The following is a 17,436-nucleotide window of genomic DNA, read 5'->3' on the forward strand; positions in this document are numbered from 1 at the left end:
TAAAGATTACCAAGCTATGCGTACTAAAATATTAACCGTTGTGCTGTTTTTGAGCCTTCTGGGCTTAAAAGCACAAGAGCTTACCCTACCACAGCTCTCACAATTTTTGGCGGACAATCCCTTTGTCCTCTCTCCAACTTACTCGGGTATTGGAGACCATGTGAAAATTCGTTTAAATGGACTTACCCAATGGGTGGGTATTAAAGATGCCCCGGACACCCAATCATTGGCAGCCGATATGCGTGTAGGGGAAAAATCGGGAGTAGGTTTGTTGCTGTATAATGATAGCAATGGATTTACCAGACAGCGTGGAGCACGACTTTCCTTTGCGCACCATTTGACCATAGACCGTTATGACGACGAATTTTTGTCCTTTGGACTATCGTACAATTTCAATCAATTTAGAATTGATACGGACAATAGGCCAGACCTTATCGCTGACCCCGGTTTTGATGGGGACAGGGCCACCTCCAACCATAACTTTGATGTTGGGGTGCTATACCGAAAGGATAAGTTTTATTTTAGTCTGAATGCCTCTAACTTGCTGAATAAAAATTTGGCGCGATTTGATCCCATCAATGAACCCAATCAATTGCGGAACTATTTTGTATACACCGGATATCGCTATCGAAAAAATAAAAATAGTAACGTAGAAATAGAACCCGCTGTATTCTTTCAATTGTTTGAATCGGATGGACGATCGTCCACAGATTTTAATGTGAAATTACGCTGGTACGATTTTGAAGATTATTATTATGCCGGATTTACCTATAGATTTCTTAATGATCAAATAGGAAGTCCGCTGTATATAGCTCCTTTATTTGGGCTTAAGAAAAACAATTTTTATGTAGGTTATTCTTATCAGGTGATCCTAAACGAAATTATCGGCTTTAGTACAGGAACACACGTATTGACTGTTGGATTTGATTTATTCCAAGGCGTCAGTAATTGTAGATGTACATATTAAGCCGGCCTAAACACTTATTTATGCATAGCGCGAACATCCATCTAAAAAGATGGATGTTTTGTTTTATAAGATTCTCCGGTTATCTATGATATTTTCATGGGTTTATAGTAGGTTTGCAGAAATTTAATTCTTCGTTTTGGGAAAAATACGTGTAACCGATATCAAAGTATATGCCTACCACGGGTGTTTGGAGGAAGAGGCAATAATAGGAAGCGATTATCTAGTCCAGGTTTGTGTGGATGCTGATCTTACAAAGTCCACCCTATCCGATGATTTGTCCGATACCGTGGACTATGTTCATATCAATGCCATAGTAGCCGAAGAAATGGGCATACGATCGAAATTATTAGAGCAGGTGGCACAACGTATTATCAACCGTATTTTCAAAGAAATTACCATGGTCCAGGCTGCAGAGGTTTCTGTTTCAAAAGTCAATCCACCCATTGGCGGTGATGTCAAGATGGTTACAATTGAACTTCATCAAAAAAGATCCTAGTTTTACGTTTTACAACCATAAAAAAAGTACTACATTTGCAGTTCTCAATGGCATCGTGGCCGAGTGGCTAGGCACAGCTCTGCAAAAGCTTGTACAGCGGTTCGAATCCGCTCGATGCCTCAAAACCTTCACCTTAAACGTGGAGGTTTTTTGTTTTTATAAGGTTGGGCTCAAATTGTAAAAAAACCACTAGTTTCGTAAGGTACCCAGAGCATCGAATATCCATTTCATAAAAAAGAAAAAATTCAAGATGGAATACGCAAAAGCCAAAACAGCATTGGAACAGAATGGCTATACCACCCTGGATAATCTCTATACAGAAGAAGAGGTAACCCACATATTGAATTGCTTGGAAGCTACAGAAGAAAAGGGAAATTCTTTTAGTAAAACCAAAGATGTATTTGCTATTCGACAGTTGATCAAAAATATTCCTGATCTATCCGCTTTATTGTTTACCAAGAACTTAAAATCCTTATTATCAGAACTCTTCAAATCTGAATGTTTTTTGACCAAAGCCATCTATTTCGACAAACCAAGGACATCCAATTGGTTTGTCGCCTATCACCAGGATCTAAGTATTTCCGTGAACCAAAGAACTGAAGTGGAAAATTATAAAAATTGGACCTTTAAGCAAGGCCAATACGGGGTTCAACCACCGCTTCATATTTTGGAAAATACCATTACACTAAGAGTTCATTTAGATGATACGGACAAAAACAATGGAGCTTTAAAAGTAATCCCCAAATCACATCACAATGGGATAGTCCGAGAACCATTGGACCTTGAAAAAAAGGAATATTGCGAACTAAAAAAAGGAGGGGTACAAATAATGAAACCATTGACCTTCCATGCCTCCAATAAAACCACCAATGGAAAAAGAAGACGGGTAATTCATATGGAATTCAATACGCTTAAATTAGATGAGCCATTACATTGGTTGGAATATCATAAACTAAATACAACATCATGAAGAAAGGATTATTCTTATTCTTATTTTTTATAAACTTCGGTTTATTGGCTCAAAATTCCCCCTGTTCCATTACGTTAAACAATGGGGAAATTTCGGAAGGACACTGTGATATTGAATCTAAAAAAAAGATACTGTTTAAACTACCAGAAAGTAATGTCGTGTTTTCTTTTGGAGCTGAAGAATTTAAACAAGTGATATTCCATGAACCTCAGGATGAGCGAATATTTCAATTTGTTCAGGTCAAGACAAGATCCAAAAAGAAGAAGAAATTTTTGCTTATGGAGCGTTTGGAAACTGGTCATATTTCGCTCTTCCAGCATTATACAAGTAAATTGGCACTAATAAAAGGAACTGCGATCGGCTACGATAATAATGGGATTTCTGTAAGACCTAATGTTGGCTTTCAAAGAGAAAAGACCATTGAAAAATATATCAAAATTGCCAATACCGAAATTGCTATAGATCTCAATGATTCAGAAAAAATCATGGATATTTTAGAACGTTGTTTTGCTGATTGTCCAGGAGTATTGGAAGAGTTGAAAATTATTGGATATGAAGGTAATAACCTTAATGATCTGGTTTGGCAGTACAATAGGGACTGTTCAAAAAGCAAAAAGAAATAAGTGTTGTATTATGATATCATTGCAAAGCCATGAAAACGCTGATTCTAGCCTCTGATCGGGCATGACTATTTTGGAATTCAATTCGCATCAACCAGATAAGTCATTAGCTTAAAATAGGGGAGCACCTATTCCCGTATCAACTCTATCTTTTCCTGTATATTCAATTTATCCTTGGGTAAAAAACCTTTAACAATAAGCACCAAGCCACAAATGACCAAAACCACGCCCAAACCTTTTTTGACCAAATAAATTCGCTTGGGGGTGAGTTTTCTTTTCAATTGCTTTGCCAATAGTATTTTAAGGATGTCCGTAAAGAAGTATGCGGAAAGCATCGTAGCAAAAAAGATGAGGATACGATCTGCATCATTATTGAGACTGGGCCCTACAACGATAATGATACCCAACCAAAAAATAAGCACGCCAATATTAATAAAGTTCAGAAGAAAGCCTTTTACAAATAAACTGAGATAATCTCCCTTAGTGACCTTTACTTTAGTTTCCTTAGTCTCTTTTTTAAAGAAAGTAATGATACCATACACCAATAAAATGGTACCTCCAAATACAAATAGACCAGGTTGATTGCTTAAATTTTCCAGTAATTGAAAACTACTGAAATAGGCGATGATCAGGAAAAGAATATCTGCAATAATAACACCCACATTAAAACAGAGCGCGGCTCTAAAACCTTTAATGGCACTGGTTTCCAAAAGCACAAAAAAAACAGGCCCGACCATAAAGCTCAACAAAAAGCCTAAAGGTATCGCTGCCTGAATATCATCAATCATAGAAATGAATTACATTATGGTTACTTTTCCACCAAATACCGTCTTCTTGTCCACTTTATCTGGTTTACCATAAACTTTTACTTCCCCACCGGCCTTCACTCTTGCCTTTACATAGTCTGTGGCATGTATGCTGGCATTTGATCCAGCATTCACACTGATCGTACTAAATTTGGTTTTCAAATCTTTGCCTTTATACACCCCTCCAGTATTGATATTAATGTCCTGTACATCTGCAGAGCCTGTTGCTATTATTACGCCACCGGTAACCGATTTTATAAGCAATTGTTCTACTTCCGCATTGATGTTCAATTCGCCTCCTTCTTGGGATTTTAATTCCAAAACATCTTGTTTTATAGGTTCGTCCGACTTTATTCTGGCATCTTCATTCACATCAATGACTACAATGGGCTCTGTATAATACAAATCTATAAACGTGCGGTATCCGCTAAAAATCTTATTGATCTGCATGCGCAGTTTTAATACACCCCTGTTATTGACAATGGCAACTTTTCCTGTATTTGCTCCCGTGATCACGGCCTTATTTACATCGGATTTTATCAAATTAATAGAGAGACCGTCAAAACCCTTTATTTTCGTAAATTTCTCTAATTCCTTTGTTATCTTTTCCTCCTGAGCTGTAACCGCACTTAGCCCAAAAAGTAAAACAACACCAATAATGATCTTTTTCATCATATTCGTTTTTAGGTAAACTAGCTCGGGGCGTGCCCACGAAGCATTGAAATCTCGATTATCGAGTAAATTATAGTATAAAGTAACAATTTTCAGGCCAAAATCGTACTACTTTATTCAAATTTTCCCAATAAGGAAAAATCCAAATGTCGTTTTACAAGATCTGTACTTTTCACCATTACAATGACTTCATCACCCAAACGATAGCTATTCTTGGTACGTTCCCCAATAATGGCGAACTCACTTTCATTATAGGTGTAGTAATCATCTTTTATGTCGCGAATGCGGACCATTCCTTCACATTTATTTTCAATAATTTCTACATAAATGCCCCATTCGGTCACACCAGAAATGACGCCCTTAAATTCCTGATCCTTATGATCCTCCATAAATTTGATCTGCATATACTTTATGGAATCCCGTTCTGCATTGGCTGCCAGGTTTTCCATATCCGAAGTATGCTTGCATCTTTCTTCATAAACCTCCGCCTTTGGCGATTTACCTCCATCCAAATAGTGTTGTAATAAACGATGTACCATAACGTCTGGATAACGACGTATAGGGGAAGTAAAATGGGAGTAATAATCAAAGGCCAAACCGTAATGACCAATATTATCCACGGTATAGATAGCTTTACTCATACTGCGTATGGCCAGCGTATCTACCATATTTTGTTCCTTTTGTCCTTTCACATCCCTCAACAGCTTGTTTAGAGAGCTGCTAATGGTCTTTCTGTCCCTAAGCTCTAACTTATGTCCAAACCTGGATATAATGCCGTTCAAGGCCATTAATTTATCTTCATTGGGTTCGTCATGAATACGATATACAAAAGTTTGAACAGGTTTACGCTTTCCAATAAATTCTGCCACTTTTCTATTGGCCAATAACATGAATTCCTCAATGAGCTTATTGGCATCCTTTGCTTCTTTGAAATACACACCTTCCGGCTCGTTTTTAGCATTTAAATGAAAACGCACTTCCACCTTATCAAACGAAATAGCTCCTTCACCCATGCGTTTTTTCCGCATGATCTTGGCCAATTTATCCAAGGTCAAGGTCGCATTTACGACGGCATCCGAAACAGTATATGCTCCCTCTCGGATAGAAACCTCCTTGGGTATGGTTGCCTCTCCTGTTTCAATAATATGTTGTGCTTCTTCGTAGGCAAAACGTTCATTGGAATCAATAGCGGTACGGCCAAACCATTGGTTTTTGACCACAGCATTCTTATCCAGCTCAAAAATGGCAGAAAACGTGTATTTTTCTTCATTCGGTCGAAGCGAACAGGCATTATTGGACAATACCTCGGGCAACATGGGAACTACCCGATCCACCAAGTAAACCGATGTGGCTCTTTCGTAAGCTTCATCATCCAAAATGGTATTGGGTTGAAGGTAATGGGAAACATCAGCAATATGGATTCCTATCTCATAATTGCCATTTTCCAACACTTCAAAAGAGAGGGCATCATCAAAATCCTTGGCATCTTTTGGGTCTATGGTAAAAGTAAGCACTTCTCGCATATCCCGGCGTTTGGCAATTTCTTCAGCCTTTATGGAAGTGTCCAGTTTATTGGCAAATGCTTCTATTTCAGGAGGAAAATTATAGGGTAATCCATATTCCGCCAAAATAGAGTGGATCTCCGTGTCGTGTTCTCCTGGTTTTCCAAGTACTTCAGTGATTTCTCCAAAAGGAGAGTCGGCATCATTGGGCCATTCGGTCATATTCACAATAACTTTATCCCCATCCTCAGCATTTTTTAGATGTTGTTTGGGTACAAAAATATCGGTATACATTCTAAAATCTGTGGGACGGATAAAGGCATAGGTCTTTTGCATTTCAACTATACCCACAAAGGAAGTTTTATAACGTTCTACTACCTTGGTAATTTCTCCTTCTAATTTTTTGCCCTTCCTTCTTGGGAAAATATACACTTCCACTATGTCCTTGTGAAAGGCCTTTTTTAATTTGTTATAAGGCACAAAGATATCTTCGTCTATTCCTTCAACAATAATATAGGCATTCCCTCTCCCCGTAATATCTACCGTTCCTCGATGATAGCTTTTGGTTCTGGAAATAGCTTTGTATTTTCCCCTGGATACTTCTAATATTCTCTTTTTTTCTTTGAGTTGTACTAATCTTTTGATGAGAAGATTGCGTTCATTAGCATCGGTAACCCCGATTTTTTCGGCAATCTGTTTATAATTAAAACTTTCTTTAGGTTTTTTTTCTAATACGGTAAAAATTCCTTTGGTTATCTCATTTTTTCTGTGATCTCTTCTTGTCTTTTTCCTCGACATTAATCTTTTAATTTTTTGAAAATTACAAATTATAATTCATAGCCTGTGATCTTCTTTGTTTAACTTATATTTTTTGATATCCAATACATGTTATAAACATCTATTATAGATATATGCTTTCTTTTTTAAAATTTAAAAATAAAAATGGTGGTTATTATAGTGTGTTAATAGCTGATATAACTTATTTGAAAAAATATTGCATATGACAACAATAGTATTTTATTGACAAGTTATACAATTGACTTCTTTTTTAGAATCAGTAGGTTACCTTTTTTATTAACGAGTATTGATAACTCCATTTCACATAAATTTATTGACAACTTAGTGTAAAAAAAATGTTAATTACTGAATAAGTTGATTTAATATCTCGCTGCTATTCTCTAAGAAAAAAAATGTAGTCGGAATTAAAATTTTTATAAGGCACTTTAAAAGTGTAAAATCAAAATTATAACTTGATTTTTTATGTGTAGTTTATTAACAACTTTATAAAGCGAAATTAACAATAAATAAACAAAGCAATCTTTTCCTATAAAATAATATGTTGTCAACAGGAGGATTTTTGTGGTGTAAGCTAAGGTATTTGTACCTTTGTGGTATCAACAATATGTACATATTATGAAAATAGCTATTGGTAATGATCATGCAGGAACAGAATATAAACTTGCTATTGTTGGACTCTTAAAGTCCATGAATATCGATGTAAGCAATTATGGTACCGATGGTACCGATAGTGTGGATTATCCAGATTTTGTACATCCCGTATCCAAAGATGTAGCCACTGGAGCTGTTGATTGGGGAATTATTATCTGTGGTAGCGGAAATGGAGCTTCTATGACGGCCAATAAACACCAAAAGGTACGATCGGCCTTGTGTTGGACCAAAGAAATTGTTTCTTTGGCCAGGGAACATAATGATGCTAATATTTTAAGTCTTCCCGCCCGTTTTATTTCCCTTCCCCAAGCTTTGGAAATGGTAAAGACTTTTTTGGAAACAGATTTTGAAGGTGGGCGCCACGAAAGAAGAGTGGAAAAAATTCCTTGTCAATAATCCTCATAAAAAGATGCTCTTTTCTATTTAAATACCAATGATGACAATTAAAGTAAAGACCTTTACGGAATTAACAAGGGAAGAACTTTATGCCATTTTACAATTGCGTGTAGCTGTTTTTGTGGTTGAACAGGATTGTCCTTATCAGGATGTTGATGGGAAAGACCAAAAAGCCTTGCATGTTTTTGGTATTAAAGAAGACAAAATCGTAGCGTATACCAGAGTTTTTGAAGCAGGGGATTACTTTGAAGAAGCCAGTATTGGAAGAGTGGTGGTCGCCAAAGACCAACGAAAATATGGCTATGGTTATGATATCATGAAGGCTTCAATACAAGCAGTAGAAGAATACTTTAAGACAAAAACCATTCATTTATCTGCACAGGTATACCTGACCAAGTTCTATAACAATCTAGGTTTTACAGAAATAGGGGAGGGATATTTGGAAGATGATATTCCCCACATAAAAATGGTGCGCTAGTACATTTAGGACCATGCACATTCCGGTATAGAAACCACATGGGAACAATGGGACATTAGCGTTTCCTTAAACAATTGATAAGCGGCGGGAGAATCAAAATTAGTGCTGCGAAATTCATAGGTTTTAGAGTGATTTCCAATGTGCAATACTACAGATTCCTCTTCATCCATTTGAGGCTTTATATGAAGATCATGAACCTCCGTATAGGATATATGCATGACTTTGGATGCCCCTTCCGGAAAAGAAAACGAGTTTCCCTGAAGTTCTATCAATTGTATGTTTCTTTTAGAGGTACCAAATTTTTGATAGTGCTGAATGGCATAAAATAGAAAGCCAATACCAATAAGTCCTAGAACATATGGCATATTAGGATATGTTAATTCCTCGGGATTCTTAAAATCAATGCCGCTATGATAAAAGTAGCTATAGATCGATAAGCTAAAAAAAGCTAGGGCTGGCATAAAAATGCCAAAGGAAAAGTCCTCCTTATAGTTAAAGAGTTGTGGTTTCATGCGTAGGTATTCTAATTGATTTGGTGCTTTTAAAAACGCCTAAATCTCCAATATCGTATGAATCAAAGGGTTGAAATATGAAACTAGTGGCGAAATGCTTCAAGAAAAAACGACGGATAACTACAAAACAAGATTCGTGTTTAGGGTTTAAACCGCTAATTCTGAATAGATTCGGCTTAATTTTTACTAAAATCAGTTAAAAAAGTATGGAATGGCTTTTAAATACGTCTTATACCGGAGAGCTTATTATAATTCCATTAACTATGAAAAGAATTACCTTACTCTTATTTCTTTTGTTTTCTGTTTCGCTTTTTTCTCAACAAAAACAAGTAGACGAGTTAAATTTTACCGGCTTAAAAAGAACCAAAGAGTCTTTTTTAAGAAAACTGGTCAAGGTAAAATTAAATGCAGCCTATGATTCCATTGTAGTCACCACGGATATTGAACGTTTAAAAAGACTCCCTGGAATTGCCAGCGCTTCTTTTGAACTAAAAGAAAAAGGAGAAGGCACTTATGCCCTTACTTATGATATTGTAGAGAACTTTACCATCATTCCGGGATTGCGCATTTCTCAGGCCAACAATGGGGATTTTGCATTTCGTCTTTCTGTATTTGAATTCAACTTTTTAGGAAACAATCAACTTATTGGAGGGTTTTATGAAAGGGATGTATTTGATTCTTATGGTGCTTTTTATGAACATCCGTTCCTTTTTAGTGATAAATTAGGTATAGGCTTCAGTTATCAGAACAGATCTACACAAGAACCTGTATTCTTTGATCAAGGAGATAAAGATTATCGTTTTGAAAGTAAGATACTGGAAGGAAACCTGCTCTTCTCTTTTGATTTCCACAATGAAGCGGAACTTGGGGTAAGTTTTATTGATGAGAGTTATGATTTTATTGGAGAAGACCCGGTGCCAGGCGCGCCTTTTAATTTGCAGGCCGATAAATTTACCTATAGAGCCCAATATCGTTATGTAGATATTGATATTGATTATCAGTATTTTGATGGTGTCACCAATGAGTTTACAGGACAGTACTTTCAATTCTTGGATGGAGGGGAACGTGCCGAGGAATTTTTAAATGACTTTTTATCCCTAAGAAATGATTTTATCTACTATAAAAAGGTAAAGGAACGTGGAAATTGGGCGTCTAGGGTACGCTTGGCGGCGGCTTTTGGAAACGAAGGCTCCCCATTTGCACCATTTACCTTGGACAATCAGTTGAATATTAGAGGAGTTGGAAATACGGTTGATCGGGGAACAGCAGCAATTGTATTGAATACGGAATACAGACATACCTTATATGAAAAAGGTTGGTTTGTTTTACAAGGAAATGCCTTTGTAGATGCAGGGACTTGGAGAAATCCAGGAGAAAATTTTTCGGATTTGTTTAGTTTGAATACAACAAGATTATACCCTGGTGTTGGGGTGCGTTTTATCCATAAAAAAATATTTAACGCCGTTTTTCGACTCGATTACGGTTTTGGAGTTTCAGAGAATTCAACCAATGGTATCGTATTTGGTATTGGACAATATTTTTAAAATTGAAAGGAGACCGCTTGCTTAAGCGCTGTGGTCTTTCGCCCCAATATTTGTTTGGTTTTAGAATCAATTACCTTAATCTGGGTTTTTTTACCCTTGCGTTGCACCTCTAGATCAAAAACTTTTCCAAAAGCTTTGATATTTCTCAAGGCCATTTCGTCCCATCCGTTTGGCAATCTCGGGATACAATCAAAGCTGTTGAATCCTGTGGGGTGTATCCCAAAAAGTCCTTCAATAAATACCCGACAGTACAAACCGCTTTCTGCAGATAAATGGGCCATATTTCCTTCCGGAAACGCTTCTACCACATAAGGAACATGTTCTCCTAGCAATCGTGCTTCGGAAAATTGGATTAATTTTTCCAGGGAAGTATCCGTTGCACCCGATAAAAAGGTACCCCGCAAAGCATAAAGTGTTCCGCGATCCCAGAAAATCTTGGAGATGGCTTCATTTTCACTGTTTTTTTCCACATGCACCCCATTTTCAGTCCAAAGACGATCGAACAATGCGGTAACCGTAGCCTCTTTTCGGTCATGGAGACCCACCACCAAAGGCAAACAAATCCAATGTCGAAGATGCTGGTGGCCTTCGTAATAACGATAGGTTTCCAAACCTTCTACGGTAGACCCAAAATAATCTTCAATCGCTTTGGCCAGTGCATTGGCTTCGGAAGTATAGCTTCGGGATATTTGAGGAGGTAATTTTAGGGATTTGCTAAGATCTGCTGCATGTCTCAATGCACCATAATAGAGGGCAGAGGTTGATAAATTGGCGTTTCCTGTTGCAATACGCCCTTCCATTTCATCCGAAGCAGATTGTACAACACCAGCGGTATTTAATTGTCTTTTACAATATTCCAAACACCATGAAATTAAGGGCCACAGTTCTTGGGCAATTTTAGAATCACCCAAAGCCAAAGCATACTGGCTTGCGCCATAGGCAATCATTGCTGCATCGCCCCGATCCAATGAAAATGGGGGGACCAAACCTTCAATTTCAAAGGCATATCGAATGTTTTGGTACTCAGGGTTTATTTCTTTAGCAAAGGCCCTATAGGCATTAAGGGCGGAAAGATTACCTTCATGATACCCAAGATAAGGAAAAAAGGGGCCAACGTATTCCGCTTGATCGTTGGCCCATATTCCCACATAATATCGTCCTCCTCCCGGAGAGTGTATCAAACCTAGTTTGGATTCAAAAATGCTTTCGGAAGCCCTTATTTTTGAAAATTCAAAGAGGGTGTTTAGAACAGGATTCGGGGTCTCTAAAATAAGAGCACTGGACATTTGCTCAAGAAATGCATTTCTTTCGGCCTGTATTTCTTGTGAGTTCTGTTGAGGTAAACCCTCCTTTTCAGCATGTGCCATGATTTTGATCGTATAGGTCATGGAATGCCCAGACCGTAATACCGTGCTTTCCGGAAGATCGGTGTGTACAATCATGGTATAAGTTCCATCCGCGCCACGATCTTCATGTTTCACAAGTTGGTTTGTCCCAGTGATATTGATGTCTGCCGAAGAGGTATTCCTAAGGGTGTGCTCTTCCAAAAAAAGGCGTTTAGAAGGGGAAGGGAGTAATTTTCGTTCCAATACTATTCCGGAAGTCGAAGGTGCATGTTCAAAATGAAGCACCCCATTTATCGTTGTTTTTTTTAAAGGACCGGGAACAAATTGTTTCCCAGCAATGAACGCTTTGGGTAAAATATCATCGGAAAACTTCTTTTTAAAATAAGCCCTATAGATGAACCAATTGGGGTCGCTTTCCTTTATATAGGGATGGAGTTGCGGAAAAAACACTTCGCGTTCTACAGCCAGTGTTCCAAGACTATCTACAGCATAATGAACAATAGCGGCCACTCGTTTCCCAGACATTTCAATATTGTCCGTATGGGGTAAATTCTTTTTTTCTGAAATATCCCATGAGATGGCTGTTTTAGAAGCAATATGCCATCGATTTTCCTGTGCTAATAGTTGTCCCAGAGGACCCATGGTAACCAAAAAGAAAAGGATTCGATACGTGTAAAATCTTGACATTGAACGAGGGCTAATTATACCTTAATAAAAATCTTTCTTTGATATAAAATATAGGCCAGGAGTATATAAAAGCCCACTACACTCATTCCATATAGGAAAGAGGAAAATTCCAGGGATAAAAAGTCATGCACATACAGGGTATCAAATAGCCAAGAATGTACGGAACTGTCTTCATCTATTTTAACGGAATACAGGACTTTTGAAATAAAACTGGAAAGAAAATACAAGATAATGGCATTGGCCCCTGCATAGCGGAACAACTTGCCAAAATGAATTCCCTTAACATCTGTAAGAAAATAGATTAGTGCCAATATCAGATTGGCCCAACCTGCGGTGACCAAAACAAAACTACTGGTCCATAAGGCTTTATTGATGGGAAAAACAATATCCCAAAGATGGCCCACAAGAATCAGTACAATACCTCCAAGGGCCATAATTACTTCTTTTTTCTGTCTTTTGGAAACCAAAAGAAGTCCAGTAAAAATGCCCAATAAAGAAGAAGCTACGGAAGGCAAACTGCTCAATAATCCTTCGGGATCATAGTCTGCTTTGTACAAGTGGGTTCCAAATACCTTTAGGTCAATATAATTGGCCCAATTGTTTGGTGCTCTATCATAGGTAGGTTCAATTCCGTTTAAAGGAATATACCCCATCCAGATCCAATACCCCAATAAGATGGCAATACAAATAAAAACTAATGCTTTCCAATTAAAATGAAGAAACAATAGGGAAGCAAAGAAGAAACCTATGGCAATGCGCTGCAACACCCCGGGAAAACGAATAGCCTCAAAATCCTTAAAAAAAGGAAAAGCTATCGTAAACGCACCCAAAAAAATGCCGAGACCTATGAGTTTTAAGGTACGTACACCAATTTTACGATAGGTAGCGGAATTTGGTGTTTTGCCGTGATAAGAAAAGACAATGGAAATCCCAACAATGAACATAAAAAAAGGAAACACCAGATCCGTAGGTGTATACCCATGCCATTGGGCATGTAAAAGCGGTGCATATACGTTGGACCAGGTCCCTGGCGTGTTTACCAATATCATGAGTACAATGGTAAGGCCCCTAAAAATATCTACGGAAACAACTCTATTTTTCATAAGTGCTATTATAAGATCGTATCTTTCATTTTATGCCAAACCCGTGTCAATAAAAACCCGGACAATAGTACCATAACAGTAAGCCCAATGGCCAGAGGGTAATTTCCATAGATCCAATTCCCCGTAGCGAACATGCAACCATAGACCAGAATACATCCTAAAATCATGGCCAAGATTCCTGAGGGAACAGACCATTTCTCTTTGTTTTCTTCCAATGAAATGCCGTCTGCTTCGGCTTGAACCACAATTTTCTTCCAACCAGGGCCCCCAGGCTGTGTTTGTTGATAAAAACGACAAAGGGTTTCCTGCTTTTCTGCCTGTGTCAGAAAGGTAACAGCCAACCAGATGATGGAAGTAATCAACACGATCAATGGAAATTTTGCCCAGGCATCAAAAACACCTTCAACCGCATTTCCGGCATCGTCTGTATGATCAAATAGAAAATCCCCCAAACTAGTGAAGGTAAATAAGATGGATATTATTCCAGAAGAAATCATTGCAGAGATTTCGCTCCAGGCATTGATGCGCCACCAGAACCAGCGTAAAATAAAAATAAGGCCTGTTCCGGCACCAAACATCAGGATGATATCAAATAATTGCAGCGCATTGGTAAGAAACAAAGCGAAGGCCGCACTGGCCACCATAAGGATTACCGTAGTAAGCCTTCCTACATTGACCAAAGTTTTTTCACTGGCATTTTTATCAATTTGTTGCCTGTAGATGTCGTTCACCACATACGAAGAACCCCAGTTGAGGTGTGTGGAAATGGTGGACATATAGGCTGCGCCCAAAGAAGCCAACACAATACCCAAAAGACCACTGGGCAAACGGGTGAGCATAGCGGAATAGGCAAGATCCTGCCCTAGTTTACTTTCTTCAATATTGGGAAAAGCTTCCTGTATACTGGCAATGTCGGGATAAACCACCAAGGAGGCCAAAGCAACAAGAATCCATGGCCAAGGCCGTAACGCATAATGCATAATATTAAAAAAGAAAGTGGCGCCAATGGCATGGTTTTCATTTTTAGCGGCCAACATACGCTGTGCAATATAGCCGCCACCCCCAGGTTCGGCCCCGGGATACCATGCACTCCACCATTGTACGGCCAACGGAATAATGAGAATTCCGATTAGGGCTTCAGTATCCGAGAAATCAGGTAAAATAGAGAGCTTATCTTGTACGTTTTCGTGCGATATTAAACTAGAGACACCACCAACCTCTGGAATATTTACCAAATAGTAGGCGGCACCTATGGCGCCAACAATAGCAACAAAAAAGAGTACAAAGTCGGTATAGATTACACCTCTAAAACCTCCAATGGCACTAAATATCATTGTTATGGAGCCTGCAATGATAACGGTCTCTAATGGGGTTAAGCCCAACATGACCTGTCCTATTTTAATGGCGGCCAAAGTTACTGCAGACATGGCCATAATGTTAAAAACAATACCCAGATATGCTGCACGGAACCAACGTAAAAATGTGGCAGCTTTACCTCCATAGCGCAACTCATAAAATTCCATATCCGTATTTACATTGGATTTGCGCCATAACTTAGCATAGACAAAGACCGTTAAAAGTCCCGTTAACAGAAAGGCCCACCAGACCCAGTTTCCCGAAACACCATTGTTTCGCACAATGTCCGTCACTAAATTGGGCGTATCGGTGGAAAAGGTAGTGGCGACCATAGAAAAACCTAAGAGCCACCAAGGCATATTGCGACCAGATAAAAAGTATTCTGAAGTATTTTTTCCGGATTTTTTGGAGACAACTACGCCAATGATAAGTACTATGGTAAAAAAGCCAATGATGAGGCTGTAATCTAGTGTACTGAGTTCCATAGGGAGAAATTGGTTATGTCATAAAGATATTGTTTTTTTGGAATACCTTTGTCCATCTACATTTAAAGCCTATACATGCTATTGTTTGCTGTTCCGGATATTTCTGTTACGTCATGGTTTTTTGCTTTTGCGGCTGCATTCATCATGGGGATTTCCAAATCGGGAATTAAAGGGATAGGCATCGTTATTGTAACCTTGATGGCTTTGGCTTTTGGGGCAAAGGAATCTACAGGAATCATGATGCCCTTGCTTATTGCTGGAGATATTTACGCAGTGAGTTACTACAATAGGCACACACAGTGGAAATACATTGTTCGTTTTCTGCCTTGGATGATGTTAGGGGTACTCATCGGGGTATTTGTTGGAAAGGATCTTCCGGAATACTGGTTTAAATTGGTTATGGCCACCATTATCCTGGGCAGTGTATTGCTCATGTTCTGGTGGGATCGAAAAAAATCCAAAACAGTGCCCACACATTGGTTTTTTGCCTCTTTTATGGGAATTATGGCTGGGATTACGACCATGATAGGAAATTTGGCCGGTCCGGTTTCCAGCATTTTCTTTTTAGCCATGCGATTGCCTAAAAACGAATTTATTGGAACGGCAGCTTGGCTCTTCCTTTTTATTAACCTATTTAAATTGCCCTTTCATGCCTATGTGTGGGAAACCATAACATTGGAAAGCTTGCTCATAGATTTAAAATTAATTCTGGCCGTAGTTTTTGGGTTGTTGGTAGGAACGCAAATGGTAAAGAAAATACAGGAAGGGTTTTATCGCAAAATGATTCTGGTTTTGACGGCATTGGGCGCATTAATGCTCTTTTTTAAATAAAGTGTTTTCCATGATGACCAAAGGTAGTTTGGTCTGGATTATCACACCGTATATCCAGAGCTATTTGTTGAAAAAGAAATCAGGACTGTGGCTTTAGGCATAGGAAAACCGACTCCACGGTTTGTAAGGATGGTTTTTACAGATGTTTCTAAGATAAAAGGGGTCGTTTATCGAGAAAAGCATTGAAAAAAAGGAAGGAAGGCGCGCAAAGAACCACAGGATATTTGTAGAAACCGACCAAGTCGTAGGTTTGCGCTAAAACCATTGAAAAGAAGCCTATTTTCCTTTTTTCAAGAGAAAAATAGAAGAAAGTAAGATTTTTAGGCCGTCTATAAAAACGAAGATCTTTGCTTTGCCCAAACAATTCCATTTTTTAAGGCGTTGATCCAACGTTGATGGACCATATCCAAATCATAGGCATAAACACCGTCATGTTTTCCTTCGGAGAGTCGGGTTAAATTTTGTGAAAGGCTTTGCAGTTGTCCTATCATTTTAAGGGGAGGATCTTCAGGAAACGCTTTAAGCTCCTCTATGGCTTGGGTGATTGCGGCAATGGCTAAGTCCAGTTCTTTTTTGGTCTTTTCGGGCAATACAAGCAATTCTTGATGGGTTTTACCGTCCCTGATCTCCTTTAAAGTCTTTTCATGTGATACAAAATAAGTACGTGCTTGTAACATTTGATCAATGGTCTCTGGAATCAAGGAATAGACTTTCAGGGAATCACTTTGTACTAGCCGTCCTATGGAAGGAACCTTGAGGATGGTACTGTCTTGAATACGATTCACATCTTCAATACCATTATATTTTGCCATTAAAGCAGCGTAATGTCGATTCCCATAGTAGCTTTTTCCAAGCTTCCATAAGGTTTCTCCAGATCGGAAAACATGAATTTTCTCTGGATTCGATGAAATTACGCTATCTAGCGATTCAGCGGCAGGTTTTGGTAAAGTGCTTTGCGACTTTGAAATTGAGATGTCTTGTTGAAGGTTGGTGTTTTTTTCACCCCCTTTTTCCTTACAGGACAGATACACCAATGAAAGGAGTAAAGGCAGCGTTTTTATATGTCGAAATGATACGGAATAGAATGGGTGAAACATAGGCTAGTTTTAGAAAGAGTACCTAGAGATAATCTATTTTGAAGATAATAAAAATATAAAGATGCATGATTTTTGGGCATTTTTAGTGAAAAACTAGAGGCTAAAAAGCAAAAAAATAC

At 38.4% G+C, this 17,436-nt stretch carries 16 protein-coding genes and 1 tRNA gene; 9 read left to right on the forward strand and 8 right to left on the reverse strand.

Features of this window, described 5'->3' with window-relative positions; translation table 11 throughout:
• Positions 1–16: 16 nt before the first annotated feature.
• The 5 genes from ACEXOE_RS07000 to ACEXOE_RS07020 all read left to right on the forward strand — a co-directional run bounded on the left by ACEXOE_RS07000 (position 17) and on the right by ACEXOE_RS07020 (position 3,056).
• On the forward strand, positions 17–967 hold the full coding sequence (locus ACEXOE_RS07000; protein ID WP_394748026.1) for a PorP/SprF family type IX secretion system membrane protein: 951 nt from the start codon (positions 17–19) through the stop codon (positions 965–967).
• Positions 968–1,103: 136 nt separating this feature from the next.
• A complete protein-coding gene (gene folB / locus ACEXOE_RS07005; protein WP_394748027.1) occupies positions 1,104–1,463 on the forward strand; it encodes a dihydroneopterin aldolase in 360 nt (119 codons plus the stop codon).
• A 49-nt stretch (positions 1,464–1,512) separates the two neighbouring features.
• A tRNA-Cys gene (locus ACEXOE_RS07010) sits at positions 1,513–1,583 on the forward strand.
• Between the two features lie 130 nt (positions 1,584–1,713).
• On the forward strand, positions 1,714–2,433 hold the full coding sequence (locus tag ACEXOE_RS07015; protein WP_394748028.1) for a phytanoyl-CoA dioxygenase family protein: 720 nt from the start codon (positions 1,714–1,716) through the stop codon (positions 2,431–2,433).
• Positions 2,430–3,056 (forward strand): hypothetical protein, encoded by a 627-nt coding sequence (locus ACEXOE_RS07020; protein ID WP_394748029.1) that lies wholly within the window; start codon positions 2,430–2,432, stop codon positions 3,054–3,056. Before ACEXOE_RS07015 ends, ACEXOE_RS07020 begins: the two co-directional genes overlap by 4 nt.
• A gap of 125 nt (positions 3,057–3,181) precedes the next feature.
• Here the strand turns inward: ACEXOE_RS07020 and ACEXOE_RS07025 are convergent, their stop codons facing one another.
• From ACEXOE_RS07025 to rnr, 3 genes are all read right to left on the reverse strand, one after another.
• On the reverse strand, positions 3,182–3,841 hold the full coding sequence (locus ACEXOE_RS07025; RefSeq protein ID WP_394748030.1) for a LysE family translocator: 660 nt from the start codon (positions 3,839–3,841) through the stop codon (positions 3,182–3,184).
• Between the two features lie 9 nt (positions 3,842–3,850).
• On the reverse strand, positions 3,851–4,534 hold the full coding sequence (locus ACEXOE_RS07030) for a head GIN domain-containing protein (RefSeq protein WP_394748031.1): 684 nt from the start codon (positions 4,532–4,534) through the stop codon (positions 3,851–3,853).
• Between the two features lie 110 nt (positions 4,535–4,644).
• Entirely contained in the window at positions 4,645–6,831 is a 2,187-nt protein-coding gene (gene rnr / locus ACEXOE_RS07035) for a ribonuclease R (RefSeq protein WP_394748032.1), read from the reverse strand.
• Positions 6,832–7,446: 615 nt separating this feature from the next.
• Between rnr and ACEXOE_RS07040 the strand changes: the two genes are divergently transcribed.
• The gene (locus ACEXOE_RS07040; protein ID WP_394748033.1) at positions 7,447–7,878 is read left to right on the forward strand and encodes an RpiB/LacA/LacB family sugar-phosphate isomerase; all 432 of its coding nucleotides are present in this window, start codon (positions 7,447–7,449) and stop codon (positions 7,876–7,878) included.
• A gap of 37 nt (positions 7,879–7,915) precedes the next feature.
• Complete coding sequence (locus tag ACEXOE_RS07045; RefSeq protein WP_394748034.1) at positions 7,916–8,356, forward strand: GNAT family N-acetyltransferase; 441 nt, start codon at positions 7,916–7,918, stop codon at positions 8,354–8,356.
• Positions 8,357–8,361: 5 nt separating this feature from the next.
• Here ACEXOE_RS07045 and ACEXOE_RS07050 read toward each other — a convergent pair whose 3' ends face one another.
• A complete protein-coding gene (locus ACEXOE_RS07050) occupies positions 8,362–8,868 on the reverse strand; it encodes a hypothetical protein (RefSeq protein ID WP_394748035.1) in 507 nt (168 codons plus the stop codon).
• A gap of 263 nt (positions 8,869–9,131) precedes the next feature.
• Here ACEXOE_RS07050 and ACEXOE_RS07055 point away from each other — a divergent pair, with 263 nt between their 5' ends.
• The gene (locus ACEXOE_RS07055; RefSeq protein WP_394748036.1) at positions 9,132–10,412 is read left to right on the forward strand and encodes a POTRA domain-containing protein; all 1,281 of its coding nucleotides are present in this window, start codon (positions 9,132–9,134) and stop codon (positions 10,410–10,412) included.
• Here the strand turns inward: ACEXOE_RS07055 and ACEXOE_RS07060 are convergent.
• From ACEXOE_RS07060 to ACEXOE_RS07070, 3 genes are read right to left on the reverse strand one after another with little or no spacing between them, the layout of a single operon-like run.
• On the reverse strand, positions 10,409–12,445 hold the full coding sequence (locus ACEXOE_RS07060; RefSeq protein ID WP_394748037.1) for a six-hairpin glycosidase-like protein: 2,037 nt from the start codon (positions 12,443–12,445) through the stop codon (positions 10,409–10,411). The two genes, ACEXOE_RS07055 and ACEXOE_RS07060, sit on opposite strands and share 4 nt — an antisense overlap.
• Positions 12,446–12,459: 14 nt before the next feature.
• Positions 12,460–13,548: an acyltransferase family protein gene (locus ACEXOE_RS07065; RefSeq protein WP_394748038.1), complete on the reverse strand. Its 1,089-nt coding sequence runs from the start codon at positions 13,546–13,548 to the stop codon at positions 12,460–12,462.
• 8 nt (positions 13,549–13,556) lie between these two features.
• Positions 13,557–15,389 carry a sodium:solute symporter family protein gene (locus tag ACEXOE_RS07070; RefSeq protein WP_394748039.1) on the reverse strand — a complete coding sequence of 611 codons (1,833 nt, stop codon included), beginning with the start codon at positions 15,387–15,389 and terminating at the stop codon, positions 13,557–13,559.
• A 75-nt stretch (positions 15,390–15,464) separates the two neighbouring features.
• On the opposite strand from ACEXOE_RS07070, the gene ACEXOE_RS07075 reads away from it, so the two are divergent.
• Positions 15,465–16,220, forward strand: a complete 756-nt coding sequence (locus tag ACEXOE_RS07075; RefSeq protein WP_394748040.1) for a sulfite exporter TauE/SafE family protein — start codon at positions 15,465–15,467, stop codon at positions 16,218–16,220.
• A gap of 329 nt (positions 16,221–16,549) precedes the next feature.
• On the opposite strand, the gene ACEXOE_RS07080 is transcribed toward ACEXOE_RS07075, so the two are convergent.
• Positions 16,550–17,317, reverse strand: a complete 768-nt coding sequence (locus ACEXOE_RS07080; protein WP_394748041.1) for a LysM peptidoglycan-binding domain-containing protein — start codon at positions 17,315–17,317, stop codon at positions 16,550–16,552.
• Positions 17,318–17,436 lie beyond the last annotated feature (119 nt).

This window comes from Spongiimicrobium salis (genome assembly GCF_043678055.1).
GTDB classification, from domain to species: domain Bacteria; phylum Bacteroidota; class Bacteroidia; order Flavobacteriales; family Flavobacteriaceae; genus Spongiimicrobium; species Spongiimicrobium salis.

Coding starts and splice junctions, on each gene's coding strand:
- ACEXOE_RS07000 (WP_394748026.1), top strand. CDS start 17: ATGCGTACTAAAATATTAACCGTTGTGCTGTTTTTGAGCCTTCTGGGC.
- ACEXOE_RS07015 (WP_394748028.1), top strand. CDS start 1,714: ATGGAATACGCAAAAGCCAAAACAGCATTGGAACAGAATGGCTATACC.
- ACEXOE_RS07020 (WP_394748029.1), top strand. CDS start 2,430: ATGAAGAAAGGATTATTCTTATTCTTATTTTTTATAAACTTCGGTTTA.
- ACEXOE_RS07025 (WP_394748030.1), bottom strand. CDS start 3,841: ATGATTGATGATATTCAGGCAGCGATACCTTTAGGCTTTTTGTTGAGC.
- ACEXOE_RS07030 (WP_394748031.1), bottom strand. CDS start 4,534: ATGATGAAAAAGATCATTATTGGTGTTGTTTTACTTTTTGGGCTAAGT.
- rnr (WP_394748032.1), bottom strand. CDS start 6,831: ATGTCGAGGAAAAAGACAAGAAGAGATCACAGAAAAAATGAGATAACC.
- ACEXOE_RS07040 (WP_394748033.1), top strand. CDS start 7,447: ATGAAAATAGCTATTGGTAATGATCATGCAGGAACAGAATATAAACTT.
- ACEXOE_RS07045 (WP_394748034.1), top strand. CDS start 7,916: ATGATGACAATTAAAGTAAAGACCTTTACGGAATTAACAAGGGAAGAA.
- ACEXOE_RS07050 (WP_394748035.1), bottom strand. CDS start 8,868: ATGAAACCACAACTCTTTAACTATAAGGAGGACTTTTCCTTTGGCATT.
- ACEXOE_RS07055 (WP_394748036.1), top strand. CDS start 9,132: ATGAAAAGAATTACCTTACTCTTATTTCTTTTGTTTTCTGTTTCGCTT.
- ACEXOE_RS07060 (WP_394748037.1), bottom strand. CDS start 12,445: ATGTCAAGATTTTACACGTATCGAATCCTTTTCTTTTTGGTTACCATG.
- ACEXOE_RS07065 (WP_394748038.1), bottom strand. CDS start 13,548: ATGAAAAATAGAGTTGTTTCCGTAGATATTTTTAGGGGCCTTACCATT.
- ACEXOE_RS07070 (WP_394748039.1), bottom strand. CDS start 15,389: ATGGAACTCAGTACACTAGATTACAGCCTCATCATTGGCTTTTTTACC.
- ACEXOE_RS07075 (WP_394748040.1), top strand. CDS start 15,465: ATGCTATTGTTTGCTGTTCCGGATATTTCTGTTACGTCATGGTTTTTT.
- ACEXOE_RS07080 (WP_394748041.1), bottom strand. CDS start 17,317: ATGTTTCACCCATTCTATTCCGTATCATTTCGACATATAAAAACGCTG.